This is a genomic window from Candidatus Latescibacter sp. IFSED24, assembly GCF_058273205.1.
Map to the genome: position 1 here is coordinate 2,509,223 of NZ_CM177850.1, position 25,719 is coordinate 2,534,941.

Consider the following 25,719-nt stretch of genomic DNA (forward strand, 5'->3'; position numbering starts at 1 on the left):
TCTTAAGCGCACAACGGAGGATCTACGGGCGCAATCCGAGGAGGTCCTCCATATGTTCTAGTTCAGCCCTAGCCACCCCATCCGCCTCATCCCCCTCCATGATCACCGGCGTCAACAGCATCACCAGCTCGATATTCGACTTCTTGTGCGACGTCTTGCCGAACAGATACCCGAGGATCGGCAGATCCTTGAGAACCGGAATGCCCGTCCGGATGTTGTTGGTCCGCTCACTCAACAGCCCGGCGATCACCAGGGTCTGTCCGTCCAGGACCTTGCCCACCGTATCAAGTTCGCGGATCGAGAGCACTGGGGCCGTGTCCTGGTTGGGGCTCTCGGCGATGCCGATCACGTCGCTGATGGTCGGATGGACGTTGAGCGTGATCATCCGATCCCGGCCGACCTGGGGTGTGACGTCGAGCACCACGCCCACCGGCACCATTCGCGGCGTGTAGTTGACCACCGGCTCGGTGCCGACTCCGTTGGAGATGACCGCCGGCTCGACCGTGGCCTCGTAATACACATCCTCGGTCACCACCCGCACGACGGCCTTCTGGTTGTTGAGTGTGGTGACGCGCGGGGTGCTTATCGAGCGCAGATCGCCGCTCTCGGCCACCATCTCGAGTACGCCATTCAGGTGCTTGGTGTCGACCACGAACTGGAAGAACTCCTCGGCGATGTTGTCGGCGGCGTTGAAGGTCGTCAGCGAGGCGTTGACATCGCCGTCGGTGACGGTCTGCCAGTTGATGCCGGTCTGGGTGTCCTCGTTGAGGTACACCTCCATGATGCGCACCTCGATGGCCACCTGCCGCTGCAGCGATTCCTTGAGCCGGGACAGCAGCTCGTCGACCTGACGCACCCGATCCCATTCGGCGGTCACCTGGACCAGCGAGGCCATGGGGTTGACCACCAGGCTCCGGCCGGCGTCGTCGGAGATGTTCAGGGCGTGCTGCTGCCCCTGGTCCTCCTGACCGCCCTGGATCTCGGAGCCGCGGAAGACCAGGACCTGCAACGAGGACATGACCTCGGGCCAGATCGACATGATGGCGGTGCTCGTGACGTGGCTCTTGTTCTGGTTGGACTCGCCGCCCGAACCGCCGCCCGAACCGCCCGAATTGCCCGAATTCTCGCGGCCGGCCGAGACCTGCAGTTCGCCGCGGCCCTCGCGGAGCGTCACTGGGTAGTCGAAGGTGAACCAGCGTGTGACCAGGCCTTGCCGGTAGACCACCAGCACATCCTCGACCACCTCGTAGCCCAGGTCCACCGGCTCGAGTAGCGCGGTCAGGGCGCGGCCGAGGCGGACCTGTTCCAGGTGCACGTTCACCTGTCCCTGCACGTCGGGCGCCATCTGGAGTCCGAGGCCCGAGCTGCCGGCCACCGAGCGCAGGATCTCGCGCACGTCGACCCAGCCGTTGGTCACGATGCTCACGGGTGCGCGACTCGCGTCCCAGGCCGGCAGCGGGTCGGAATCCGGCACCGGGGCGGCCGGCGACCAGTTCGCCGCCAGCACCAACAGGATCAGGCTCGCCAGCACGCGCGTGCGGGAACCGGGCCGACCAGCGTTCCGCTCCATCATCGCTCTGTCCTTTCTGAACGGCCGGAATCGAGGCGGGTCTGCCCCTGATCCTGACTGGCCGTGGATTCGGTCACCACGTGGAATCCTGCAGGCTCGACCGGTGCCGGTCCGACGGGCAGGACGAACGAGCTGCCGTCGGCGCGGCGTAGCACGACGCCTGCGGTATCGATGCTGAGGATCTCCTGACCGCGGACCTCGTCGCCAGGGCCGTAGGAGCGGCCGGCGATCAACGCCACCGGGTGGTCGCCGCCGAGCATGATGGCGGTGCAGACCAGTGGGACTTCAGGGCGGGAAGGTGATGGCGAGGGCCGGGTCGCGGGGCGGCTCGGTGGCGCCTGCCGGACACCCGAGAACGGATCGCGCGCCAGGGATGGCCCGGCGCCCTGGCCGGCCATGGCCAGGCGGCGAGCGCCGGTGGCCGGGTCCACTGCGTCGCGCACCACGTCGTCGAGATCGGCGGGTGGCGTGGAGCGGCCGTCGACGCCGCCGTCCTGGTGGTGGTTGCGTCCGCGGCTGTTGCCGAAGGTCTGGACATTGAGTAGCGTCACGGCCATCAGGCCGAGAACGACGCCGGCGATCACCGCCGGGTGCCTAAGAAGAGGACGCTTCACAGACGGGTACCTCCAGTTCCAGCTCCACGTTGACGCCGGAGCGGGCTGGTCGGATGGCCAGACGCCGGACCTCGATGGCGCGTTCGACCCGGGCGAGACCGCCCAGGAAGGCTGCGGTCTGGGCGTAGTCGGCCGTGAAGGCCGCCCGGACCAGGTAGGGGTTGAACTCGATCACCGGCGCGGTCGCCATGGCCGCGGCGGTCAGGCCGCCATCGGGCGGGGCATCGGTCGCCGCATCCGTGGTAGCCATGTCTCCGGTGGTCGACCAGGTCCCCTGATCGAACATGCCCAGCTCGGTGATCTCCTCGAGCTGGAATTCACGGACGCCGCAGCGATCGGCGACCTCGGCCAGGGCCAGGAAGAGCTGCTCGCGACCACGGTCGGCGGGGAACAGCCGATACCAGGCTGCGGCGACTCCGGGTTCACGCGCGGCCACCACGGGTTCGAGCCAGAGGCCCGCCACGGTCCAGTGGTCGAGGTCGGCCAGCTGGCGCTCCAGCGTCTTGATCTCCTGGTGCTGGACCTGGACGCCGCGCCAGGACGGCACGGCGACTCCCAGGAGCAGCACCGCCCAGACCACCGCCATGACGATGGCCATGCAGAAGCGGCCTGGTCGTGGCCAGCGCACCTTCTTCATCATCCCTCCTCGCCGGCGAGCGTGACGGCCAGTTCGCAGTCCAGGCTGAACAGGACGGTCTTGCGGACCCGGCCCTCCTCGTTGATCTCGGCGATCTGGAGCTGTCGCGGCTCGCCCAGGGGACGGAGTTCCGCGCTGGCAGCGAGGGCGTCGTGGAAGACCATGAACGCCCGCTGGGCGTCGGTCACCGTCGGAGCCACGCTCTCGCCCGTCAGGTGCAGGTACAACGAACCGCCGCGTTCGGAGACCTGCAGGTCGCGGTAGAGGACCTCCGGCGGGGTGGCCGCCGCCAGGCGCAGGAGCACGCCCTGGAGGTCCTGGCGGGTGGCCTGATAGGTGTTCAGGTAGTCCTCGCGCGCCCGGAGCAGCCGCTGGCGATCGTAGATCACCGCCGCCGCCTCGGCCCGGTCGGTGGCCGCCGCGAAGCGTTCCCGAGCCCCGGCCAGGTACTGGTCCTGAACCTTGCCGGTGATCAAGCCTCCCAGGATGAGGATCGGCACGAGGGCTACGCCCGCCGCACCGGCCCCCACCAGCAGGCGCCGGCGGAGGCGTGGGCTCAACCAGCTGCCGGCGGCGCGGGGGGCCAGGTTGAAGTCGGTCTTCTCGGTGGCGAGGGCCGCGGCCATCAGCATCAGCTGGGCGTCGGGCGGCAGGGTCCGGTCGCCGCAGTCGATGAACTCGTCCAGTAGCCAGGTGTGGGCGGGCACCTCGGAGCTGCCCTGCAGGCTGGCGACCAGCTCGGTGGCCAGCTGCGGATCGCCGCACACGAACACGCCGTCCACCTGCGGACTGCCCGCGGTCTGGCGGGCGAAGAAGACCGAGCGATCCACCTCGGTGGCCAGGCGCTCGAGGTACTCGGTGCGATCGACGCCCTCGGCCAGGTCGCCGGGCAGCGGGCGTGTCAGCAGCAAGCCTTCCTTGCTGGCCACGCAGAGGATGTTGTTCTGCCCGCCCACGAAGACCAGGTTCCAGACGCCGAGGTCGGCACAGGTCGGTTCGGCCCGGCGGAAGAACTGATCGAGGACCAGCGAGGGCGGCAGCATGGTACCGGGACCGGCGGCCAGTTCCGAGGCCAGCGCCGCCTGCGCGGCGACGACCTCCCGGCGCGCATAGACCATGGCCACCTGCTGCGCCTGCTCGTTTCCCGAGGCCGTGGCACGGATGCTCCAGGAAACCATCCAGTCATCGGGACGGCCGCCTTCCTGGCGCGCCACCCAGCCGGTCACGGCCCGCTTCAGCTCGGCTCGCTTCAACCGTGGCATGGTGGTCTGGGTGCTGGTGACCTCGTCTTCGGGCAGGATCCAGGCCACGCGGTCGCCGGCCCGGACCAGATCGCGAGCAAGGGTGGCGGGCCAGGGGCTGGTCCGACCGACGGAGACATGGTCCTCCAGACGCCAGGACCTCTCTCCTGTGCGGGCGACGGCCACGGCGAGACGGAACTCGGCGGATCGCTGCAGGGCATAGCCGGGAGTCTTGGTCATGGTCCCACTCCTGCGGGCAGATTGTCTCCCACCAGGGCCGCGTTGCCGTCGGGGCCGACCGAGTAGATGGTCCGCGAGGCGACGTTGACCGCGAAGGAGCGGCCCCAGCCGTCGTTGGCGAAGGCGTCGGCCAGGCCGAGGGCGGCGCGGTCGGCGGGCCAGGAGCCGGTCAAGGCCAGCGTGGGGTTGTTGTTCAGGGCGGTCTGGGCGATGGCCAGCTTCCAGAGCGAGGTCTTGCGGCCCGGCGGCACGCTGCTGACCATGAGGTCGCGGTCGTCGTCGCCGCCGCCGTCGTCCTGGCGGTCGGGGCCGCGGCTGCGGATCCAGAGCACGTCGGCCGTGGCGCCGCCGGAGACCAGGATCAGGCCGTAGCCCTGGTTCCAGGGATCGAGGAAGGCGCCGCCCTCGACGCCGGCGTCGAGGTAATCGGGGCTCAGCTGCGCCGTGCTGGTGGGGAACGCCGCCTGGTCCTCGTAGTAGGCCCGGACCGCGTCGGCCAGGGCGGCCAGTTCGTCGTCGCACTCGCGTTGCTTGTCACGGTCGATCAGGCCGACCACCACCGGCTGGACGAGGTCGTCGCCACTGCCGGCCAGGGTCCAGGTGCCACCCACGCTGCCGGCGCTGAAGGTGCCGTCGACGCCGCCGCTGGCCACCACCGCGGCGGCGGTGTTGGCCGGCACGGTGTTCGGGGCCAGGTCGTAGGCATAGGCGCGGTTGAACTCGTCGGTGGTGGCCTCCTGCACGGGGTCGCCGCGACCCGAGGCCACGTAGGGCCCCTGCCAGCCGGTCACCCCCGGATCGGCCACCAGCGCCCCCAGACCCTCGACCTCGCTAGGTAGACGGCCGGTGTCGGCATAGAAGTCGGCCAGGCCACGCGACAGCGCCGACAGCTCGTTGACCGTGGCGTCCTCGCGGGCCTGCATCAGCTCGCGGAAGACCATGGGCGTGATGGCGCCGGCCAGCACCACCACGATGGCCACCGCCACGATGACCTCGATCAGCGTGAAGCCGGCCCGTCGGGACCGGTGGCACCGGGTGATGATCCTGGTCATGCGGGCACCTCCGTTCATCCGAGCGAGGCCTTGATCTGCATGATCGGCATCAGGAGCGAGAGCGCCGCCACGCAGACCATGACGCCGAGCGCGGCGATGATCACGGCCTCGAAGATGGTGAACGCCTTCTTCAGGTCGCGCGGGATCTCGCGATCGAGATAGAGCGACGCCTGTTTCAGCGAGGTCTCGAGCGAACCGGTGCGCTCGCCCACGGCCACCAGGCGCTGCACCAGCGGCGGAAACGCGTCGGCGTCGGCGAAGGCCTGCTGCAGCGATTCGCCGGTGGCCACGCGCTGGCGGATGAGCGCCAGCTGCCGGGCCACCACCTGGTTGCCGACCACGCCCTGCAGCAGGTCGAGCGAGCGCAGCAGGTCCAGACCCGAGGCCAGGATCAGCGAGAGCGTCTTGGCGAAGCGCGACAGCGCGAGCTTGCGGGCGAAGCTCCCCAGGACCGGCGTGGCGAGCAGGATCCGATCGCGCCAGAACGCGCCGCGATCGGTGGCCACGGCCAGGCGGTAGCCCGCCACCAGCCCCGCTCCGGCCAGCCCCAGTAGCCACCACCAGTGGCCCAGGAACGTCCCCAGCGCCATCATGCGCACGGTGATGGCAGGCAGCGTGAAATCCACCTGGGCGAACATGGCGCTGAAGCGAGGGACCACGAAGAGCATGAGCAGCAGGAACAGGCCGATGATGCCCACGACCAGGATCGCGGGGTAGATCAGCGCCTGCGTGGTCTGGGCCCGGAGGCTGTCGTTCCACTCGAGGTAGCGGACCAGCTCCGCGAACGCCTCGTCGAGGCTGCCCGAGTTCTGGCCCGCGGCGACCATGGCCAGGTACACCGGACCGAACACGAAGGGATGGCGGCCGAAGCTCTCGTCGAGCGGCGTGCCGCTGCTGACGTCGTTGCGGATGTCGGCCACCACGTCGGCGAACGCCCCGGTGGCCTGGGCCTGGAAGTCCGCCAGCGCCGTCACCGCGGGGATCCCGGCCGCCAGACAGGTGGCCATGTGCTGGGTGAAGTCGTGCAGCTCGCGCTGGCCCGCCCGGCCGGAGGGCGAGAAGAGCTGGCCCAGCGAGCCCAGCGTGGACCGGCTGCGCAGCATGACCAGACCTTGCTCGCGCAGGGCGTCGGCCAGGTCGGCGGCGCTCTCGGCGTTGCGGATCCCGGTGACCGTCTGCCCCTGCGAACTGAGCGCGCTGTAACGGAACTCTCTCATGCCACCACCCTCATCACTTCCTGGCAGGTGGTCCGACCGGCCAGGAGCTTGCTGATGGCGTCCTCGTGCAGGCTGCGCTGGCCCGCAGCGCGGGCTGCCGCCTCGATCTCGGTGGCGTCGCGATTCTCGACGATCATGCGGCGCAGTTCGGCGGTCAGGTGCATGTACTCGAACACGGCCAGCCGGCCCCGGAAGCCCGTGTCATGGCACATGGTACAGCCGCGTCCGGCCTGGAGCGTGGCCCCGGCCAGCAGCTCGGGATCGATGGCCAGCAGCTCCAGATCGGCCGCCGACAGTTCGGTCGGTTCGCCGCATTCGGGGCAGATGGTGCGCACCAGGCGCTGGGCCAGCACCGACACCAGCGTGGCCGAGAGCAGGAACGGCTCGACGCCCATGTCCAGGAGGCGCGGGATGGCGCCGGCCGCGCTGTTGGTGTGCAGGGTGCTGAAGACCAGGTGGCCGGTGAGCGCGGCGCGGATGGCGAGCTGGGCGGTCTCGGTGTCGCGGATCTCACCCACCAGGATGATGTCGGGGTCCTGGCGCAGGATGGCGCGCAGGCCCTTGGCGAAGGTGAAGCCCTTGGCGGTGTTGATCTGGGCCTGGTTGATCACCGGCAGCTCGTATTCCACCGGGTCCTCCAGCGTGATGATCTTGGTGTCGGGCCGGTTGAGGAAGGTGAGCGCCGAGTAGAGCGTGGTGGTCTTGCCCGACCCCGTCGGGCCGGTCACCAGCACGATGCCGTGGGGCCTGGCGATGTCGCGGCGGAACGTCTCGAGGATCCCGTCGGGCATGCCCAGCTTCCCGAGGCCGACGATGAGGTTCTCCTTGTCGAGCAGGCGGCAGACGATGCCCTCGCCGTGCACCGTGGGAAAGGTCGACACGCGCAGATCCACCGTCCGGGTCCCCGAATGGAAGAGGATGCGGCCGTCCTGCGGCACCCGCGTCTCGGAGATGTTCAGCTCGGCCATGATCTTCAGCCGCGTCAGCACGATGCTCTGCAGTTCGAGCGGCAGGATCGCGCCCTGCGTCAGGCGGCCGTCCACGCGGTAGCGGCACCGCAGCACCTTCTCCTCGGGCTCGATGTGGACGTCGGTGGCCCCCAGCGACACACCCACCGCGATGAGATGGTTCACCAGCCGCACGAACGGCGAGTCGTCCTCGTTGAGCTTCACCCCGCTGGCCAGCGCCTTGCGGGCCGCGTCGATGAGCAGGGGGATCTCGGCGCTGCCCGTGTCCCCGGCACCGAAGGTGCGCAACAGGGCGTCGGCGATCTCGCTGACCGGCGCGTGCACCACCTCGATGTACTTGCCAGTCAGCCGGGTCAGCTCGTCGATGGTGGCCAGATCGAGCGGATTGCCCATGGCCACCTCGAGCTTGCTGCCCCGGACCCGCAACGGCAGCACCGAGCGCTTGTCGGCGAACTCGCGACCGACCAGCGGCAGCGCCTCGACGTCGATGTCCACCGTGCTCAGGTCGACCACCGACACGCCGGCCTGACCGGCCAGCACCTTGCCGATCTCCTGCTCGGAACAGATGCCCAGCCGCTGCAGGGTCGCCCCGAGCTTCTCGCCGGTCTGACTCTGCTCGCGCAGGGCGAGGTCGAGCTTCTCCTCGGTGACCAGTCCGGCGTCGAGCAGGATCTCACCGAGGCGTTTGGTCTTGACGGCCGCCATGGGTCCTCCCTGGTGGCGCGCCCCTCTGGGGGGCATGGCGCGACGGACGGGCCGCCGGCACGAACGCGTCGTCGTTCGTGGCCAGACGGATTCCTGTGCCGACAGCACCGCAATTCCCGTTCCTCGCTGAAAATTGCCATTTCAGGCCGAAACGCCGCGGATCCGCGGCGAAGTGGCCCAGGAGAAGGGGGAAGAATTGCCGGGTGGAGGAAAATCCGGGCTGTCGGACGGCTTACTGGTCGTAATCCTGCCAGACATCGCGATGGTCGCCGGCGGGGGACCGGGTCCAGCCGCGGCTGTAGGCGCTCAGCCCGCGCGCTACCGGTCGGCCATTGTTCTCGACCTCGCCGCTCTGGAAGTCGAGCTCCCCGAGGATCCGCCGACCACCCCGACCGATGCTGTTGCCGATGCCCACCAGCTCGCCCTCTACCCAGCCCACGGTGAACCCCTGCATGGCCGCATCGTCGGCGGCCTTGCCCAGCAGCCGGTCCAGCCAGCCGTCGACGTCCAGGATGATCCAGCCGGCGGTGAGCTGGAAGACGGTCAGGGCGTCGGCTGCGTACTTGCGCGTCTGCCCCTCCACGGTGACGTGGATGTTCCGCGACCCCAGCCGCCACTCGTACAGCTCGAACGGCGAATCGAAGCTCAGGGTCCCCGGGTGGTAGCCCAGGATGCTGTAAGGCATGGGCATCTCGAACCGCAGCGGCTCGAGCCGGATCAGCCAGCGGCGCCGGCAGGTGACCCCGCGGTGGGTGACGACCTCGTCGGCGGGGATCGCCTCGCGCGTGATGCTCGCCAGGTGGTCGGCCAGAGGGAACGATGATTCCTCCGCCCAGGACGCCGCGAAATCGAGGAGATCGGCCGCGGACCATGTTCCCAGACTGTCCTGCTCGACCATGTTGAAGACGAACGCGAAGAGCGGTTCGCGGACCTGCTCCCGCAGCATGGCCTGATCGGGAGCGAGCCCGTAGCCCGCGGCCGGGCGGCGCACGGCGAGGAAGCTGGTGGAATCGGGCCGGGCCGCCGGCACGGCGGGCGCCGCCGGGCAGCAGACCGCTCCGAGGGTGAGGATCAGCAGCAGGAGGATGATTCGTGACATATCTCGCTCGTATTCGGGCCGGATTCCAGTCCTGTCTCTTCAAGGTCGATGGCCGGCTGGTGGAGGTCAAGCGCGATCCGGTCCCCAGCCGCCGCTGCGGAGCCGGGTCGTCAACGTGAGGAGGAGTCGCTAGGCGGTCATGGTGAGGTCGTCGAACCAGCAGGCCCGGTCGTCACGAGCGCAGATCACCACCGCGCTCTCTCGCCGCGGATCCCTGGCGCGGTGGTAGCGCAGGAAGATGCGCTCGTGGTCCAGTCCCACCATCTCCAGCTTGCCCGAGGCATGGCTCATGACGAAGCGGGCCCGGCGCGAGAGTCCCGAACAGCGGCGACGGGCCGTGTCGAAGAGCCGCCAGCCCTCCACCAGCGGCACCATGAACGGCTGGTTGCCGAGGGTCGGCCGCCCCTGGAAGAGGTAGTACTGGGGCGCCCCCAGTTCGGTCATGGTCTCGAAGAGCTCGGTCAGCGTGTCGGGATCGTCGTTGACGCCGCGCACCAGCGGGCACTGGTTGACCACGTGAACACCCACCTCCTGGACCAGCTGGATCGCGTCGCGCGCCTCGTCGGTGAGCTCGCGCGGATGGTCGAAATGGGCCATCAGGTAGACCGCGGTCCCGGTGGCCACGATCTCGTCCAGACACTCGAGGAGTTCGTCGTCGTCGAGGATCCGGAACGGGTTGAAGGCCGGCGTCTTGGAACCGATGCGGATGGTCAGCACGTGGGGCATGGCCGCGAAGCGGCGCAGGATGGGGCGCAGGGCCGCAGTGTCCAGCACCAGCGGATCGCCACCGGTCAGGAGGACGTCGGTGATCTCACGGTGGCGGGCGACGTACCGGAACGCCGGCGCGAGATCCCGGGGGAGCTCCTCGTTCTGGCGCTGGAACAGCCTTTTCCGGAAGCAGAAGCGGCAATACGAGGCACAGGTCGCCGCCGCCAGCACCAGTGCCGTGTCGCGATACTTGTGCTGGACTCCCGGCACTACCGTGTTGGCGGCTTCGTTGCTGGCATCCAGCCGTCCCCAGTCGTTCAGTTCCTCCGGCGAGGGCACGACCAGGCGGCGGATGGGATCGGATGGATCGTCCCAGTCGATCAGGCCGAGGTAGTAGTCGTTGGCCCGAAATGCATACCGCTCCGCTACCTTGTCCAGGGCAGTCGCCAGAGCAGGAGTCAGCTCTTGGATCTCGGAGGGGGCGCGGTGCCAGTGGGACTCGGCAGGTCGCAATCGGGGTCGGTTCCGTGGCTGTGGAGCAGACATGGGGCATCACCTCCCTGCGCTCTTCAACCTCCTGAATGGGGTGTTTTCAGCCATCAGGTGAGTAACTCTCGCCTTCTAAAACTTACCGATATGCGCCGTGGTCGGCTATAGGGTAAACCCTTATCGCCATCCGGGAAGATCCATAGTAAACTGCCGCCATACCGAAAGGATCCTGTCATGCCCGACTCCCTGCGCATCGCCGTCGTCGGTGCCGGCCATCTGGGTCGGTGGCACGCCCAGCAGCTCTCCACCCTCGAGGGGGTCGAACTGGCCGCGATCTGTGATCCCGAGTCCTCCCGCAAGGCCCTGGCCGACCTCTATGGTTGCCCCTGGGTGGCCAGTATCCAGGAACTGACCATGAGCCTGGACGGCGTGATCATCGCCGCCCCGACCACGCTGCATCACGATTTGGCCATGCATTTCCTCGACCGGGGCCTGCCCTGCCTGGTCGAGAAGCCCATGGCCGCCACCGCCGCCGAGGCCCGCGCGCTCTGCGAGCTGGCCGAGAGTCGCGACGTGCTGCTGCAGGTCGGCCATATCGAGCGCTTCAATCCCGCGCTGCGCGCCGTGGCCCGGCGCATCGACAATCCCCGGTTCATCGAGGCGGTGCGCGTGGCGCCCTACCCGTTCCGCGCCACCGACGTCGGCGTGGTGCTGGACCTGATGATCCACGACCTGGAGATCATCCTCTCTCTGGTGCGCCAGGAGATCAAGGAGGTCCGCGCCTGGGCCACCCCCATCTTCAGCAAGTCGGAGGATCTGGCCGCGGCCTGGATCGAGTTCGACAACGGCGCCTGCGCCCAGCTCAAGGCAGTGCGCACGGCGCTGCGCTCCGAGCGCCGCCTGCGCGTCTACCAGTCCGACACCTACATCGAGGTCGACTTCATGGACCGCGTCGCCACGGTGATCCGGCGCGACGAGCGGCTCCTCAAGGGCGAGATCAAGCCCACCTCCATCAAGCCCGAGGATCTGGGCGGCAAGTCGCCCCTGGATTTCGTGCAGGAGCAGCTGGTGTCCATCGAGAAGCCCCCCGTCGACCCCGACGCCAATCCGCTGCGCGACGAGCTGGCCGCCTTCGCCAAGTGCATCCGCACCGGCGAGCCCCCGCTGGTGGGCCCCCGCGACGGCCTGCGCGCCATGGAGGCCGCCGAACGGGTGCATGCCGCCGCCGGTCTGGCCTGAGCTCAGTGGCCGTGCTCGAGGCGCGGCCACATCGCCGCGAAATCGAAATCCCGCCGGTGGCAGACCTGGCAGGTCTCGGCCGTGGGCAGCCGGCCGCCGACAGCCAGGAATGCCTCCCGGTCCCCCATGACCGCAGGCTCGATGTAGAGCGATCCCGGACCGTGGCAGGCCTCGCAGCCCACGCCCTCCTGCTCGCGGAAGCTCGCAGCGCGCAGGTGGGCGCTGTCGATGGCGCCAGTGACGTGGCATTGCCGGCAGCGGTCGTCGGTGAGGGGCGTCTCCAGGTCGTGGTAGTGCGGCCGCATCCGGCCCAGGGCGAGGGCCCAGTCGGTGGCCAGACGCCAGTAGGCGCCCGCGTGGGGACCCGCGAGCCAGGTGTAGTAGGGCGCGCCGTGCTCGCCATCCGCATGACAATCCCGGCATCGCGCGGAACCCACGTACATGGGCCGGGCTTCAGGCTTGGCGGTGACCGTGCGGCGCAGGTACTTCAGGTCCAGGCTCGCGAGGGCGCCCTCCTGATCGCGCTGGAAGACCAGGCGCCAGGGTTCGGCGCGGCACCAGAAGGTGTCTCGGCCGGCGGGTTCGAGCGCGTCGGGCGCGAACTCGCGGAATCGCAGCTCCTCCCCTTCGCGCCAGATGGCCACGGTGGCGCCGTGGCCCAGGTCGTACGAGCCGACGTATTCGTCCAGGGTTGCGGCGGACACCGGTCGCGTCGGCGGACGGTGCCAGGCCAGGTCGGCCGGCGTGTGGCCCTCGCTGTCACGGGCCGCCGGGTCGGCGCCCGCCCGTTCGAGCAGCGTTGCCAGCTCGGGTCGGCCAGCCATGCGCGCGGTGTGCAGGGGCGTCCAGCCTTCCCTGGTGGCCGCGTGGGGATCGGCTCCCTGCAGCAGCAGGACGGTGACGGTCTCGCGGTTGCCGCGCCGCACCGCCACGTGCAGCGGCGTGCGGCCCCAACGGTTGGCCAGGTTCACGTCGGCGCCAGCGATGATCATGCTCCGGGCCAGGTCGGGGTGGTCGTGGTGGCAGAGCCAGTGCAGGGGCGAGCCGCCGTCGCCGCCGATGGCGTCGACGGGCGCGCCGGCGTCCAGGAGCTGGGCGACCAGGCGGGGACGGTCGAGGATGCCGGCCCAGTGCAGGGCGGTGAAGCCCCCTTCATCGGTGGCGGCGACCTGGGCGGGGTCCTCGGCGAGGAGGGAACGGACGCGGTGATGGTCGGCCTGACGAACGGCGGTGATGAGGTCGGTGGTGGCCGCCGGGGCGAGGGTGGTCGTGGCGAGGAGCAGAAACGTGACGAGGGGCAAGCAGCGACGAACGGACATGGGGCAGACCTCCGGTTCGGTGCGTCCGGCGAGATTGGGGGGTTACGTGGCGGCGGCGGGCAGGTTCCACGGCGTGGACCGGGTGGCCGGGAAAGGCCCCGACCCGGGGGTCGGGGCCTCGTTGGCAGAAGGGCGGGATCAGCTCAACGGACCATGGTCAGCTTGGCGGTCCCGGCCGCGCTGGCGGTCTGGACCTTGACGAGGTAGACGCCCGAGGCGCATGCCCGTCCCCCGCCGTCACGGCCGTCCCAGACCAGCTGGCGGTCGCCCGCCGGGATCGCTTCGTGGCGCAGGCGCCGTACCAGACGGCCGCGAATATCGTAGACGCCCAGGTCCACCGGGCTCTGAGCGCCGAGACGGAAGCTGATCACGCCGCCGCGGCCCGCCTCGAAACTTGCCCGCAGATCGTGGACCCCCGCCAGCGGAGCCACCGTCACCGGCGCGTTCTTGCTGGTGGACAGGGTGACCTTCAGGATCTCGTAGGCGCCGGTGCCGACCAGCAGCCAGCTGGTCTGCACGGGGCTGAAGGCCAGGCAGTTGACGCCGACGTCGTGGAAGTCGGTGCTGCTCAGGAGATCGGTCCAGGAGGCCGTGCCCAGGACGGGGTTGTAGTCCACGAACCACGCTGTGTTGTCGTTGGTGGTGTAGCGGACGCCCACCGCGAAGTCGTGGCTCGCGGGATCGACAGCGATACTGCCGAGGTTGGCGTTGCTGGGGATGCCGCCCGGAACCGTCAGCGTGTTCCAGGCGATGTAGCGGGGCGCGGCCTCGGGATTGAAGCACGTCACCACGCCGGCCGGATTGGAGAGGGCGGCGTAGATCCCGTCGCCGACCGTGGACGGGGCCATGGCCGACACCGCATCGTGGCCGGCCGTGTTGAAGGCCTGGACCCAGGTCGTGGACTGAGTCGAACCGAGGTAGAGGATCTTGGCCGGGTTCTTCTGCGCCAGGAAGACGCGTCCGCTCGAGGCGTGGTAGAGCAACTGCACGGCCTGGCCGTCATAGGCGCAGTTGTCGTACGGAAGGACGGACCAGGTCCAGACCGAGCCGTCGTAGACGCCCTTGCAGACGTGGAAGCGGTTGCTGTCCGAAGACAGGTCGTCGTCGAAGATGGCGAACAGGGTGTTGTCGTCGCAGAGCACGAGGTCGGAGAAGCGGACGTCGCCGCTGGGCGTGCCGCCGGTGATGTCCCTCCAGGCGCCGTTGTTCACGCTGGGATGCTGCATCAGCAGCGTGGTGCGGTTGTAGGTGCGGACGCTGAACCCGGCGTTGACGAAGAGGGCCTCCTGGCCGGAGCCGCGCCAGTCGTCCCGGACCACCAGGTTGATGCCGTCGGCCTTGGGCGCCATGTCGGGGCCGCTGCCGTTGGGGTAGTTGATGCGGTCGAACGCGGTCAGGCCGCTGTCGGTCGATCGGAACGAGCCCATGTCGCCGTTGCCGTAGAGCAGCCGACCGTCGTCGTCGAACACCACGTCGAGGGTCACCATCTCGGTGTAGCCGCGCGTGAACCACGAGCCGCCGATCTGCTCGACGTAGGCGTTGTGGATGTCGTAGTCGACGTAGCCCCTGGCTTCCAGCGCGAAATCGGCGCCGAAGCAGCCTCCCTCGAACTGGAAGAGGAACGGCGGGTTGGTGCCCGAACCCAGCGACGGCTCGTGGGTCAGGGCGCAGCCGGCGTAGTTGACGTCCACGAGCCAGCCGAAGGTGTCGTTGAAGCTCTGCCGCGACCAGTTGCCGCTGCCGTCGAGGACGTACTCGTGCATCTGGCCCTGTTGGTCCTTGAAGACCTTGAGGTGCCACTTGCCCACGTCGGCCAGGTACTGGTAGGGAACCACGCCGAGGCAGAGCCCGATGCGGCCCTGACGCGTGCCCAGGACCAGATGGTCCGGCCCCTCGCCGCTGCCGCTGATGACGCTCATGTAGCCGAACATGGCCCACGGCCGCAGGCAGCCCAGGTCCTGGTTGTAGTAGTACATCTGCCCGCAGTCGGCCAGGGACGGATGGTTGTCGTAGGGCGCCAGCGGCGAGGGATCCCCCGCCACGATGCTGGTGCCGTCGCCGACCCAGGTCCACATCTGGGCGTCGGTGATGTCGAAGATCCGGTACACGCCGCCGGGGTGCGAGTTCGGGAACCGCGTGCTCTGGGCGCCCATGTAGAGGGTGCCGCGATCCGAGAAGCCAAGGCTCCAGCCGGCCAGGAGGGGGCCATAGGTGGGCGGTGCCTGGTTGGGTGAACTGACCGTCGGGTAGCCGTACCAGTTGGAGAAGAGGCCGTTGGATCCCTTGTAGACCGGGATGGTGTGCAGGGTGGTCCAGGTAGTGCCGTCCCAGAGATACACGCCCAGGTCGGTGGTCAAGGCCACGTAGTCGACACCGTTCTCACGATAGACGGCGACGTCGCGCGGGGCGCCGGCATTGGCGGATTCCGGGATGTGGTTCCAGGTTCCCTGATCGAGGTCGCAATACCAGAGAACGTGCTGGTCACCTGATGGGATGAGCTGCGAGTGCGGAGCGCCCAGCCCCCCGTACCCGTTCCAGCCGTTGCTGCTGTGGTAATATCCGTTCTTGTCGGTGTAGGAGTAGATGTTGTTGCCCGTGGCGGCATAGACCTTGTCCTGGCCGTTCCAGGCCAGGGCGCAGAAGCCGATCTGCTGCGTATACTGCGGCTGGCCGATCTCGTTGTTGTTCTGCCATGTGTAGGTCTGGTTCGTCTGGCGCGACCACGTGCCGCCGTCCGAGGCGGAGAAGAAGATCCCCCCCACCGTCGCCGCGAACCAGCCTTCAACATTACTCCCGCCGAACGCCGGCTTGTAGTCCACGTGGATCATGTCCTGGACGTTCGAGGTCAAGCCCCCGGAATCAGGCCACAGGCCCTCGCGCCAGGGCGTCCACTGGGCGTCGTCGACGCCGCTAGTGTTGAGCATGCACCCGTTCATGTCGGTGCCCAGACCCATGATCATGTTGTTGGAAGAGTGGATGGCGGACGCACCGGCGTACCCCCCAGCGCCGACACCCGACTGGTCGACAGACTGCGCCGTTGCCGCGGCCCCCGCCAGGAGGGCGGCCAGACAGATTAGAATGTGTTTCATTGTTCCAATCCCCTTTTACCTAGAGCGGTTTCTTTGACGAAGCCGCGCGGCATCGGGAATATTCCCATCGATGGCGTGGGAGGTCAAGATAAAGATTCGTTCATTTATGGAGTTCAGCGAATCCATCGCGGTAACATTACAAGCAAAGACGTTGCGAATTCAGACAGCACAACTTGAGCATTGTAATATTCAACGTTCCAGGCGACTCATCATCTCGTGGAACCGCCCATCCTCCCCCAGCTCGGGATGGAACGTCAGCCCGATCAGGTTGCCCTGCCGCACCCCCACGACCTCGCCGTCGGGCCGCCGGCACAGCACCGCGGCGCGCTCGCCCACCGTCACGATCCGTGGCGCCCGGATGTAGACCGCCGCGAACGGTCCGCCGTTCTGGCCCACGATCTCCAGCTCCTCGGTGAAGCTGTCGACCTGCCGCCCGAAGCCGTTGCGCTGCACCGTCACGTCCAACAAACCCAGCGGCTGCACGCCGTGCCAGTGGTCGTGGCGCTCGCCGGCGAGCCCGCTCGAGAGCATGATCAGGCCGGCGCAGGTGCCCAGGATGGGCTTGCCGGCGGCCGCGAACTGCAGGAGCGGCGCGCGCAGGCCGCCGCTGTCGATGAGGCGCGAGAGGGTGGTGGATTCGCCGCCGGGGATGATGAGCGCGCCCACGCGGGCCAACTCGTCGGGGCGGCGCACCGAGATGGTGTCGCGCCCCAGGCGGGCCACCGCCTGGCGGTGCTTCTCGAAGTCGCCCTGCAGGGTCAGCAGTCCCACGGGCAGCGGCATCATCTCACCTCGCATGGCGGCGGTGTCCTTCGCGGTGTCGGGGCGGGCCGAACCGGTCGACCCGCCCGCTGGTCCACGGTGCGCGCTACCAGCCGCGGCTGGCCAGCTTCTCGTCTTCCGGGAGCGACGCCACGTCGATCCCGGCCATGGCCTCGCCCAGCTCCATGGAGATCTCCAGGAGCTTCTGGGGGTCGTCGTGGTAGGTCACGGCCTGCACGATGGCCTCGGCGCGCGGCTTGGGGTCGTCGCTCTTGAAGATGCCCGAGCCCACGAACACGGTCTCGGCGCCGAGCTGCATCATGAGCGCGGCGTCGGCCGGGGTGGCCACGCCGCCCGCGGCGAAGTTGGGCACGGGCAGCTTGCCCGTCTCCTTGATCGCGAAGAGCAGCGAGACCGGGCAGCCCAGGTTCTTGGCCTCGGCCATGAGCTCGTCGTCGCGCAGCGTCTGGATGCGCTTGAGGCCCTCCTGGACCATGCGCATGTGGCGCACCGCCTCCACGATGTTGCCCGAGCCGGCCTCGCCCTTGGTGCGGATCATGGCGGCGCCCTCGCCGATGCGGCGCAGAGCCTCGCCCAGGTTCCGGCAACCGCAGACGAAGGGCACCTTGAAGTCCCACTTCCAGACGTGGTTGTGCTCGTCGGCCGGGGTCAGCACCTCGGACTCGTCGATGAAGTCGACGCCCAGCGCCTCGAGCACCTGCGCCTCGGCGAAGTGGCCGATGCGGCACTTGGCCATCACCGGGATGGAGACCGTGTCCTGGATCTCCTTGATCATCTTGGGCTGGCTCATGCGCGCGATGCCGCCGTCGGCGCGGATGTCGGCGGGGATCCGCTCGAGGGCCATCACGGCCACCGCGCCCGCCTCCTCGGCGACCTTGGCCTGGTCGGCGTTGGTGACGTCCATGATGGCGCCGCCCTTGAGCATCTCGGCCAGACCGATCTTCTGGCGCATGAGTTCCTGCGCCTCTTCACTCACCCAGGGGAACAGCATCGTTCTCTCCTCCTCGGGCGCGGGCCACGGGCCCGGTCGCCTCTTTGACCTGCCAGGAACGAGACGCCGGCCGGTGCCGACCGTCCCGAGGCTCTCGTTTGCGCGAGGGAAGATAAGCGGTCCCCTGCGTGCGCGAAAGCCGTCAGCGAATCTCTTCTATCTCCTGCCCGCCGCTCAGACGATGGCCGCCTGGGGCGACGGGCCGCGATTCAGCAAATCGGCCAGGATTCCGAGCCCCACCCGGACATCCTCGCGATCGCCGGGTGCGCTCAGGCTCACCCGGACTCCGGAGGGCACCGTGCCGCCGCCCACGGCGAAGGCGTCGGCCGCGGTGACCACCACGCCATGCTCACGCGCCGCCGTGGCGAACTGCTCCGCCTGCCAGGGCGCCGGCAGCGCGAGCCACAGGAAGTACGACCGCGGCATGCTGCGGATCAGGTCGGCCGGCAGCAGCCGTTGCGCCATTTCCTGGCGCGCCGCGGCCTCGGCGCGCTTGCGCTCGAGCACCGCGTCGGCGGTGCCGTCGCCGATCCACAGCGCCGCCACCTCCATGCTCAAGGGCGGCAGCGCCCACAACGAGGCCGCCACCGCGAAGGTCAGCTGCTCCACCCGCACCGCCGGCGCCGCCACGAACGCCACCCGCAGGCCGCCGGCCAGCACCTTGGAGGTGCTGGCGATGTAGAAGGTCCGGTCGGGTACCTGCACCGCCACGGGCGCCGGGGCGTCCGGTTCCAGGAGGCCGTGGACGTCGTCCTCGATCAGCTGGAGGTCACAGCGGCGTACGACCGCGGTGAGCGCCTCGCGCCGCCGGGCGTCCATGGTGGCGGTGGTCGGGTTGTGGAGCGTGGGCATGCAGTAGAGCACCCGCGCGCCGGTCTGGCGGACCAGCTGCTCCAGCGCCTCGGGCACCATGCCCTGCTCGTCCATGGCCGCAGGGGCCAGCTCCAGGCCGAGGAGCGAGGCCGCGGTCTTCAGACCCGGGTAGGTGAGCGGTTCGCAGATCACCGTGTCGCCGGCGCGGCAGAGCGTGCCCAGGACCACGGTGATGGCGTGCTGGGCGCCGCCAGTGATCACGATCTGTTCGGGGCCCACCTCCAGGCCGTGGCGCGCCACCCAGGCCGCGCCCACCCGGCGATGGCGCTCGCTGCCGTTGAACGGCTGGTACGAGAGCAGGCTGCTCAGATCGCGCCGACCGGCCAGGGTGCGCAACGCGCCGGCGAGGTCGGGATCCTCGCTGTAGAGCGGGAGGTTGAGGCCCAGATCGATGAGGTCGCCCTGGTCGCGGCCGGTCTCGAGGTGCTGGTCGAAGTGGTCGTCCTCGGCGCGGACGAAGGTGCCGCGGCCCACCTCGCCGCGCACCAGGCCCCGGCGTTCGGCCTCCTGGTAGGCGCGGGTAATGGTGCCTACGGTGAGGTCGAGTTGCTCGGCCAGCTCGCGGTGAGTGGGTAGACGGTCACCGGCGTCCAGCTGACCGCTGCGGATGTCCTCGGCGAGGCGGTCGGCGATGGCCTTGTAGCGGGGACCCTCGAGGGCCTTGATGTCTGGGCGCCAGATTGTCATGGTGACAATAAAATAATTGCAATCATTGTCCCGGTCAAATCGGATAGCACAATGACCAACCCCCGGGGGTTGACGATTTCACATATCATTGTTCTTGAATGGATTACACAGAATCAGGTTCTGAGTTCTCTCCCGGATCCTCCGTGCCGGAAAGGCGGGCCAACGCCGCGAAAAATGTTGCGGATCCTACCGATGCCAGCCTGCGGGGTTCCGTTTCGATTACAGACATGCAACCGATCACGGTCGCCGTGCGTCAAACCAGACGCGACCCCATACCGACCCGCCACCGGAAAGCGCCACCCAGCCGAAAGGATCCGCCATGTTCGCCCGGCTGAATTCCCTCGCCATCAAGCTGCTGGTCGGTCTCATCGTCCTGCACCTGATGATCACCGGCCTGGGCCGGCCCGCCGCGGCCGCCACGCGGACAACCGTCGACGGCGTCGAGCACGTGCGCAACGGCGATCAGCCCCGGGACGGCCTGCGCACGGTCACGCTCCGCGAGATGTGGCGGATCGGCGGCGATGACGAGGACGCGCTCTTCGGCCAGATCCCTCGTGTGGCGGCCGGCCCCGACGGCAACGTCTACGTCCTCGACTCGCAGCTCTGCGAGGTATCGGTCTACGACCGCGACGGCGCGTTCCTGCGCACCCTCTTCCGCGAGGGCGAGGGCCCCGGCGAGGTCCGCGAGCCGCGCGACATGTTCGTGCTGGACGACGGCCGGGTGGGCCTGATCCAGGACTTCCCGGGCGTTGTGGTCATGGTGGACGGCCAGGGCAATCCCGCCGGCCGGATCACCGTCGGCGGTACCGACGGCGGCATCCACAGCCTGACCGCCTGCCAGAGCCAGGGCGACGTCCTGCTCCTGGCCGGCACGCATCACGACAACAGCCGTCCGGGCTTCTCGGGTCGCGACTTCTTCCTCGAACGCTACAGCCCCGAGGGCGACTATGTGGCACGCTACGGCCAGAGCTACGCCGAGTACGACTTCAGCAACTTCGTGTTCTCCGAGCGCCAGCACCTGCCGCCGTTCTGGTTCAGCCAGGCCGTCACCGCCGACGGCACGGTCTACGTCTGCCACGACCGCGACCGCTACGCCATCACCGTCCACGCGGCCGACGGCACCGCCAGGCACGTCATCGAGCGCGACTACGCGCCGCTGCAGCGCACCGACCTCGAGTACCAGGCCTTCGAGGGCATGATCCGGTCCGCGCTGGGCAGCATGCCCTTCCCGTTCACCATCGACGTGGAACGTCAGGAAGCCGCCATCGCCTTGCTGGCCCGGGGGCTGCAGATCGGTCCCGACGGGCGGCTCTGGGTCCTCAGCGGCCGCGGCAGCCACCCCGCCGGCGAGGGCGTCATGGCGGTCTGGGACGTGTTCGACGCCGACGGCAGTCTCGCCGAGCAGGTGGCCCTGGCCGCCCCGCACCGCGCCACCGAGGTGGGTATCTTCCTGACCGCGGACGAGCGGGTGCTGGTGGTGGAGGGCTACTTCGAGTCGCTGGCCGCGCAGTTCGGCGGCGGCGGCACCTACGCGCCCGAGGGGCAGGAGGTGGCTCCGCCGGCGGTGATCTGCTACGAGATGGTGCGCTGACTGCAGAACCATCGCGACTGTGTCCGGACCCTGACTTGCAGAATCAGGGGCATGACGGCTCGCCATATCCATCGATCGCGTTGATCTCGCCCCACGTCATCTTCGGCAAGCGCAGCGTCGTCCTGCGGCAGGTCTTGGGTTCTGCGGTACGAGGCGTGCGCGGCGGGACGGGCGGAAGGTCGCTCTCGTGACGTGACCGGCGCTCATGGCTGCCGGGCCATGTTCGGGACCGTGCTCTGCAGTCTCGGCCCGTCTCCTGCGCCGTGTTGGCTGGCAAATATATACAATTATAGTTATGTATGCGGAATCATCTCCGGAAGCACCGAATTCATGTCCTTCCTGCCACCCCCAGAAAGGTCTCACACTCATGAAGTTCAGCCTCGCCACCGCTCTCGTCTCGGCTCTGTGCCTCGTGACGACCCCGGCCTCGGCCAACGAACTGATCAACGATTTCAACCTCTATGAATGGACGCTCGAGAACGAGGCCGCCGCCTGGGATGCGCGCGCCGGACTGCAGGTCGTCGAGCTCGACGACCGGATCTATCTGCTCGGCGGCCGTACGCCCATCGATCCGCTCGAGGTGCCGGTCTTCGGCGCCAGCGTGATCCACGGCGACGTCTGGCGCACCGACGACCAGGGTCTGACCTGGGAGCAGATCCTCGCCACAGACAATCCGGGGCACTGGACGCCGCGGGCCTATTTCCAGAGTCTGGTCATGGACAATGAGATCTTCGTCATCGGCGGCCAGGACTTCACGGTGATCGCCAATCCCGACACCACCGGGCCGCCGCTGATCGGGACGTCCGAGTTCTTCGACGACGTCTGGAGCAGCCCCGACGGGATCACGTGGACCGAACGCACCGCGGCTGCGGGCTGGGAAGGCCGCGCCGGTCTCAGCGCCGCCGTCTTCAAGGATGAGATCTACGTGCTCGGCGGCTCGATGAACGACGACGAGGCTATCGGCGGCCCGGGCGGCCCGCCCCGGATCTACTTCAACGACGTCTGGAAATCGGCCGACGGCGAGAACTGGGTCCAGGTGACCGAGGCGGCTCCCTGGGAGCCGCGGGCCGGCGGCATCGCGCTGTCGTTCAATGGCTACCTTTATCTGATCGGCGGTGAGGCCGGATTCACCTGCTTCCCCATCCCCTGCGATCCCCCGTATTTCAACGACGTCTGGCGCACCGCCGACGGCGTGACCTGGGAGCAGGTGGTCGCCGAGGCCGAGTGGTCGTCACGTCCCGGTCATCAAGCCGTGGTCATCAACAAGCGTATCGTGCTCTTCGGTGGCTTCGGCATGAGCCAGGATCCCAGCGATCCCTTCGCGCCCGCCAACCCCATGGACGTGTGGGTCAGCACCGACGGCGCCACCTGGGAGCAGGTCGACGACGCCCCCTGGAACGCCGACTCGCCGGCGGACATCAGGTACGATTTCGACGCCCTGGTCGTCGATGGCGGCCCGGCCGGAGGCGGTCCTGCGATCCTGTCCTTCGGCGGCGACCGCGAGACCTTCAATCCATTCGACCCGTTCAACTACCTGAACGTGGACAACGACGTCTGGCGCTACACCTTGCCGGCGCGATACTGGTACGGCAACCAGATCGACCCCGAGGGCAATCTGGTTGATGACGTCCTCGCCCTGCGCGTGGCGCCCAACCCGTTCAACCCCGCCACCACCATCGCCTTCGACAATCCGAGGAGCCAGCCGGTGCGCCTGGCGATCTACGACGTGGCCGGCCGCAAGATCCGCACCCTCGTCGAGCAGACCCTGCCCGCCGGCGAGCAGCGCTTTCGCTGGGACGGCACCGACGACCGCGCGGGCCGCGTGGCGAGCGGCGTCTATCTCTACCGGCTGCAGGCGGGCGCCGCCGTTCGGTCGGGCAGGCTGGTGCTCGGAAAGTAGCGTGCTTTGAGCGGCCGGCATCAACAGGCAATCGGCCACAACCGACCGCGTCCGGATCCAGCCCGAATCCGGGACCCGTTGTCGCCACCCGGGAGAGCCCATGATCAGTCGCCGCCTGCAGCCCTTCGGCACCACCATCTTCAGCGAGATGACCCGTCTCGCCGACGAGCACGGGGCCATCAACCTCTCCCAGGGCTTTCCCGACTTCGACGGCCCGCCGGAGATCCTGGCGGCCGCGGAGAGGGTGATCCGTGAGGGCGACAACCAGTACGCCCGCTCCATGGGCCACCCGCGCCTCGTGCGCGCGGTCGCGGCCTCGCTCCGCCGGCATCATGGCCTGACCTACGATCCCGACTCCGAGGTCGGCATCACCACCGGCGCCACCGAGGGCATCGCCGCCGCCATGCTCGGACTGCTCGAGCCGGGCGACGAGGTGCTGGTGTGCGAACCGGTGTACGATTCCTATCCGGCTGCCGCCGCGCTGGCCGGCGCCTCGCTCGTCCCGATCACGCTTCGATTCCCCGACTTCGCGCTGGACACGGACCTCGCCGAACGCGCCATCACGCCCCGCACGCGGATGTTGTTGCTGAACACGCCGCACAATCCCACCGGCAAGGTCTTCAACCGCGAGGAACTGGCGGCTCTGGCCGACATCTGCCGCCGCCATGATCTCCTCGTGCTCTGCGACGAGGTCTACGAGCACCTCACCTACGACCACCTCGAACACCGTCCCCTGGCGGCGCTCGACGGCATGCGCGAGCGAACGCTGCGACTCTCGAGCGCGGGCAAGACGTTCTCGGTGACCGGCTGGAAGATCGGCTGGGCCGCGGGGCCGGCGCCCATGGTCGCGGCGCTCCAGGCAGCGCACCAGTTCCTGACCTTCTGCTCGGCCACGCCGCTGCAGGTGGCGGTAGCCCACGCGCTGGAGACCCTGGACGACACCTTCTATCGCGACCTGCGCGCCGCCTACACCGCGCGCCGCGATTTCCTGGCGGACCTGCTCACGGAGGTGGGTCTCGACGTGGCGCCGTGCCAGGGCACCTACTTCCTTCTCGCCGATTTCACGCGACTTTGGGATGGTGACGATCTGTCCTTCGCTCGCCATCTCATCGAGACGCGTGGCGTGGCGGCAATTCCGCCGAGCGGGTTCTACCTCGCAGCCAAGGACGAGGGGCGGCGGCTGGTTCGATTCGCGTTCTGCAAGAAGATGGCGACCCTGGAGGCCGCGGCGGAGCGGTTGCGGCGCTGCACCTGACCCGCTAGTTTTGCCACCGAGCATCCCACCCCCAACCCCGACCCTCGAGGACTGCCATGAAGCGCATCCTGGTCCTTGGCGCCGGCAAGAGCGCGCCCTACCTGATTCACTGGTTGCTGGAGCAGGCACAGGGGCACGACTGGTTCGTGACCGTGGGCGACGTGGACCTCGCCATGGCGCAGCAGCGGGTCGCCGGTCACGCCCGGGGCGAGGCCATCCATTTCGACGTCAACGACGCCGCCGTGCGCGACCCGCAGATCGAGCGCGCCGATCTGGTCGTCAACTTCACCTCGCCGCAGTTCCTGCCCCTCATCGCCTGGGATTGCGTGCAGCACAAGACCCCCATGATCGGCGCCTCGTACCGCTCGCAGGAGCTCCGCGAGCTGAACCACGACGCCGAGCGCGCCGGCATCCTGCTGCTCTGCGAAATGGGCCTCGATCCGGGCATCGACCACATGTCGGCCATGGCGCTGATCGAACGCATCAAGGGCGACGGCGGCCGCATCGACAGCTTCTGCTCCTACGGCAGCGGCGTCCCCGCGCCCGACCAGGAGCACAACCCGCTGAAGTACGTCATCACCTGGAACCCGCGCAACGTGGTGATGGCCGGCGACCAGGGCGCCCAGTTCATGGAAGACGGCAAGATCAAGATCGTGCCCTACCACCACGTCTTCCACCACACCTGGCGCGTGGAGGTCGAGGGCGTGGGCACCCTCGAGGCCTACCCCAACCGCGACGCGCTCTCCTACATGCAGGCCTTCGGCCTCGACGACGTCCACACCATGGTGCGCGGCACCCTGCGTTACCCCGGCTGGAGCGAGACCTGGGCGCGCCTGGTGCAGCTCGGCCTGCCCAACGAGACCGTGCGCATCCCGAACCTGGCGGAGCGTTCGTTTGCCGAGGTCGTCGAGATGTTCCTGCCCCTGAACATCTCGGGCCCCAAGCTCGACACCCGCGTGGCCCGCTTCCTGGGCATCAGCCCCACCGGCCGGATCATCGAGAACATGCGCTGGATGGGCCTCTTCTCCGACGAGCCCACGGGCTGCCAGGGCGACACCGCGGCCGCGCTGCTCATCGACATCCTGTCGCGGAAGATGCCCCTCGCCGACGACGCCCGCGACATGGTGGTGCTCAAGCACGAGCTCGAGGTGGCCTATCCCGATCGTGACCGGCCCGACGAACGCGTGTCCTCGACCATGGTGGTCAAGGGCGAGCCCGGCGGCATCACGGCCATGGCCAAGACCGTGGGCCTGCCGGCGGCGCTGGCGGCGCGGATGGTGCTCACCGGACAGCTCGACCTCACCGGGTGTCAGATCCCGACCGTGCCGTCGATCTACGAGCCGGTACTGAAGGACCTGGCGGAGGATGGGATCGGGTTCGTGGAGCGGGTGGTGGAGCGGGAAAACGGGCAGTAACAGCCGGCCGACAGGGCGCTGCCGGTTGTCGATCCAG

General features: G+C 68.6%; 19 protein-coding genes. 5 read left to right on the top strand and 14 right to left on the bottom strand.

Annotation, left to right across the window (positions count from 1 at the left end; translation table 11 throughout):
• Positions 1 to 22 precede the first annotated feature (22 nt).
• From IFSED24_RS10045 to IFSED24_RS10085, 9 genes are all read right to left on the bottom strand, one after another.
• On the bottom strand, positions 23 to 1,573 hold the full coding sequence (locus tag IFSED24_RS10045; RefSeq protein WP_491331327.1) for a type II secretion system protein GspD: 1,551 nt from the start codon (positions 1,571 to 1,573) through the stop codon (positions 23 to 25).
• Positions 1,570 to 2,154, bottom strand: coding sequence for a hypothetical protein (locus IFSED24_RS10050; RefSeq protein WP_491331328.1), 585 nt, complete (start codon positions 2,152 to 2,154; stop codon positions 1,570 to 1,572). The genes IFSED24_RS10045 and IFSED24_RS10050 overlap by 4 nt, the downstream gene beginning before the upstream one ends.
• 10 nt (positions 2,155 to 2,164) lie before the next feature.
• Positions 2,165 to 2,821 carry a hypothetical protein gene (locus tag IFSED24_RS10055; RefSeq protein ID WP_491331329.1) on the bottom strand — a complete coding sequence of 219 codons (657 nt, stop codon included), beginning with the start codon at positions 2,819 to 2,821 and terminating at the stop codon, positions 2,165 to 2,167.
• Positions 2,821 to 4,302 carry a hypothetical protein gene (locus IFSED24_RS10060; RefSeq protein WP_491331330.1) on the bottom strand — a complete coding sequence of 494 codons (1,482 nt, stop codon included), beginning with the start codon at positions 4,300 to 4,302 and terminating at the stop codon, positions 2,821 to 2,823. The genes IFSED24_RS10055 and IFSED24_RS10060 overlap by 1 nt, the downstream gene beginning before the upstream one ends.
• Positions 4,299 to 5,354, bottom strand: coding sequence for a type II secretion system protein GspG (locus IFSED24_RS10065; protein WP_491331331.1), 1,056 nt, complete (start codon positions 5,352 to 5,354; stop codon positions 4,299 to 4,301). The genes IFSED24_RS10060 and IFSED24_RS10065 overlap by 4 nt, the downstream gene beginning before the upstream one ends.
• A 14-nt stretch (positions 5,355 to 5,368) precedes the next feature.
• Positions 5,369 to 6,571, bottom strand: a complete 1,203-nt coding sequence (locus IFSED24_RS10070) for a type II secretion system F family protein (RefSeq protein WP_491331332.1) — start codon at positions 6,569 to 6,571, stop codon at positions 5,369 to 5,371.
• Entirely contained in the window at positions 6,568 to 8,244 is a 1,677-nt protein-coding gene (locus IFSED24_RS10075) for a GspE/PulE family protein (RefSeq protein ID WP_491331333.1), read from the bottom strand. Before IFSED24_RS10075 ends, IFSED24_RS10070 begins: the two co-directional genes overlap by 4 nt.
• Positions 8,245 to 8,476: 232 nt before the next feature.
• Positions 8,477 to 9,343, bottom strand: coding sequence for a hypothetical protein (locus IFSED24_RS10080; protein WP_491331334.1), 867 nt, complete (start codon positions 9,341 to 9,343; stop codon positions 8,477 to 8,479).
• Between the two features lie 129 nt (positions 9,344 to 9,472).
• The gene (locus IFSED24_RS10085) at positions 9,473 to 10,597 is read right to left on the bottom strand and encodes a KamA family radical SAM protein (RefSeq protein ID WP_491331335.1); all 1,125 of its coding nucleotides are present in this window, start codon (positions 10,595 to 10,597) and stop codon (positions 9,473 to 9,475) included.
• Positions 10,598 to 10,774: 177 nt separating this feature from the next.
• On the opposite strand from IFSED24_RS10085, the gene IFSED24_RS10090 reads away from it, so the two are divergent.
• The gene (locus tag IFSED24_RS10090) at positions 10,775 to 11,779 is read left to right on the top strand and encodes a Gfo/Idh/MocA family oxidoreductase (protein ID WP_491331336.1); all 1,005 of its coding nucleotides are present in this window, start codon (positions 10,775 to 10,777) and stop codon (positions 11,777 to 11,779) included.
• 2 nt (positions 11,780 to 11,781) lie between these two features.
• On the opposite strand, the gene IFSED24_RS10095 is transcribed toward IFSED24_RS10090, so the two are convergent.
• The 5 genes from IFSED24_RS10095 to IFSED24_RS10115 form a co-directional block, all read right to left on the bottom strand.
• Positions 11,782 to 13,098, bottom strand: a complete 1,317-nt coding sequence (locus tag IFSED24_RS10095) for an ankyrin repeat domain-containing protein (protein ID WP_491331337.1) — start codon at positions 13,096 to 13,098, stop codon at positions 11,782 to 11,784.
• Positions 13,099 to 13,241: 143 nt separating this feature from the next.
• Positions 13,242 to 16,187, bottom strand: coding sequence for a FlgD immunoglobulin-like domain containing protein (locus IFSED24_RS10100; protein ID WP_491331338.1), 2,946 nt, complete (start codon positions 16,185 to 16,187; stop codon positions 13,242 to 13,244).
• Between the two features lie 189 nt (positions 16,188 to 16,376).
• Positions 16,377 to 16,973 carry a pyridoxal 5'-phosphate synthase glutaminase subunit PdxT gene (gene pdxT, locus IFSED24_RS10105; protein WP_491331339.1) on the bottom strand — a complete coding sequence of 199 codons (597 nt, stop codon included), beginning with the start codon at positions 16,971 to 16,973 and terminating at the stop codon, positions 16,377 to 16,379.
• Positions 16,974 to 17,055: 82 nt separating this feature from the next.
• A complete protein-coding gene (gene pdxS, locus IFSED24_RS10110; protein WP_491331340.1) occupies positions 17,056 to 17,961 on the bottom strand; it encodes a pyridoxal 5'-phosphate synthase lyase subunit PdxS in 906 nt (301 codons plus the stop codon).
• A gap of 174 nt (positions 17,962 to 18,135) precedes the next feature.
• Positions 18,136 to 19,521 (bottom strand): aminotransferase-like domain-containing protein, encoded by a 1,386-nt coding sequence (locus tag IFSED24_RS10115; protein WP_491331341.1) that lies wholly within the window; start codon positions 19,519 to 19,521, stop codon positions 18,136 to 18,138.
• 319 nt (positions 19,522 to 19,840) lie between these two features.
• Between IFSED24_RS10115 and IFSED24_RS10120 the strand changes: the two genes are divergently transcribed.
• The 4 genes from IFSED24_RS10120 to IFSED24_RS10135 all read left to right on the top strand — a co-directional run bounded on the left by IFSED24_RS10120 (position 19,841) and on the right by IFSED24_RS10135 (position 25,682).
• Positions 19,841 to 21,112, top strand: coding sequence for an NHL repeat-containing protein (locus tag IFSED24_RS10120; RefSeq protein ID WP_491331342.1), 1,272 nt, complete (start codon positions 19,841 to 19,843; stop codon positions 21,110 to 21,112).
• 367 nt (positions 21,113 to 21,479) lie between these two features.
• The gene (locus IFSED24_RS10125) at positions 21,480 to 23,012 is read left to right on the top strand and encodes a FlgD immunoglobulin-like domain containing protein (protein ID WP_491331343.1); all 1,533 of its coding nucleotides are present in this window, start codon (positions 21,480 to 21,482) and stop codon (positions 23,010 to 23,012) included.
• 100 nt (positions 23,013 to 23,112) lie between these two features.
• Positions 23,113 to 24,267 carry a methionine aminotransferase gene (locus IFSED24_RS10130; protein ID WP_491331344.1) on the top strand — a complete coding sequence of 385 codons (1,155 nt, stop codon included), beginning with the start codon at positions 23,113 to 23,115 and terminating at the stop codon, positions 24,265 to 24,267.
• Between the two features lie 56 nt (positions 24,268 to 24,323).
• Positions 24,324 to 25,682, top strand: coding sequence for a saccharopine dehydrogenase C-terminal domain-containing protein (locus IFSED24_RS10135; RefSeq protein WP_491331345.1), 1,359 nt, complete (start codon positions 24,324 to 24,326; stop codon positions 25,680 to 25,682).
• The last annotated feature ends 37 nt before the right edge of the window (positions 25,683 to 25,719 follow it).

Bases quoted from the DNA above. Each gene is read 5' to 3' on its own strand.
- IFSED24_RS10045 (WP_491331327.1), bottom strand. From the start codon at position 1,573: ATGATGGAGCGGAACGCTGGTCGGCCCGGTTCCCGCACGCGCGTGCTG.
- IFSED24_RS10055 (WP_491331329.1), bottom strand. From the start codon at position 2,821: ATGAAGAAGGTGCGCTGGCCACGACCAGGCCGCTTCTGCATGGCCATC.
- IFSED24_RS10060 (WP_491331330.1), bottom strand. From the start codon at position 4,302: ATGACCAAGACTCCCGGCTATGCCCTGCAGCGATCCGCCGAGTTCCGT.
- IFSED24_RS10065 (WP_491331331.1), bottom strand. From the start codon at position 5,354: ATGACCAGGATCATCACCCGGTGCCACCGGTCCCGACGGGCCGGCTTC.
- IFSED24_RS10070 (WP_491331332.1), bottom strand. From the start codon at position 6,571: ATGAGAGAGTTCCGTTACAGCGCGCTCAGTTCGCAGGGGCAGACGGTC.
- IFSED24_RS10075 (WP_491331333.1), bottom strand. From the start codon at position 8,244: ATGGCGGCCGTCAAGACCAAACGCCTCGGTGAGATCCTGCTCGACGCC.
- IFSED24_RS10080 (WP_491331334.1), bottom strand. From the start codon at position 9,343: ATGTCACGAATCATCCTCCTGCTGCTGATCCTCACCCTCGGAGCGGTC.
- IFSED24_RS10085 (WP_491331335.1), bottom strand. From the start codon at position 10,597: ATGTCTGCTCCACAGCCACGGAACCGACCCCGATTGCGACCTGCCGAG.
- IFSED24_RS10090 (WP_491331336.1), top strand. From the start codon at position 10,775: ATGCCCGACTCCCTGCGCATCGCCGTCGTCGGTGCCGGCCATCTGGGT.
- IFSED24_RS10095 (WP_491331337.1), bottom strand. From the start codon at position 13,098: ATGTCCGTTCGTCGCTGCTTGCCCCTCGTCACGTTTCTGCTCCTCGCC.
- IFSED24_RS10100 (WP_491331338.1), bottom strand. From the start codon at position 16,187: ATGAAACACATTCTAATCTGTCTGGCCGCCCTCCTGGCGGGGGCCGCG.
- pdxT (WP_491331339.1), bottom strand. From the start codon at position 16,973: ATGATGCCGCTGCCCGTGGGACTGCTGACCCTGCAGGGCGACTTCGAG.
- pdxS (WP_491331340.1), bottom strand. From the start codon at position 17,961: ATGCTGTTCCCCTGGGTGAGTGAAGAGGCGCAGGAACTCATGCGCCAG.
- IFSED24_RS10115 (WP_491331341.1), bottom strand. From the start codon at position 19,521: ATGACAATCTGGCGCCCAGACATCAAGGCCCTCGAGGGTCCCCGCTAC.
- IFSED24_RS10120 (WP_491331342.1), top strand. From the start codon at position 19,841: ATGTTCGCCCGGCTGAATTCCCTCGCCATCAAGCTGCTGGTCGGTCTC.
- IFSED24_RS10125 (WP_491331343.1), top strand. From the start codon at position 21,480: ATGAAGTTCAGCCTCGCCACCGCTCTCGTCTCGGCTCTGTGCCTCGTG.
- IFSED24_RS10130 (WP_491331344.1), top strand. From the start codon at position 23,113: ATGATCAGTCGCCGCCTGCAGCCCTTCGGCACCACCATCTTCAGCGAG.
- IFSED24_RS10135 (WP_491331345.1), top strand. From the start codon at position 24,324: ATGAAGCGCATCCTGGTCCTTGGCGCCGGCAAGAGCGCGCCCTACCTG.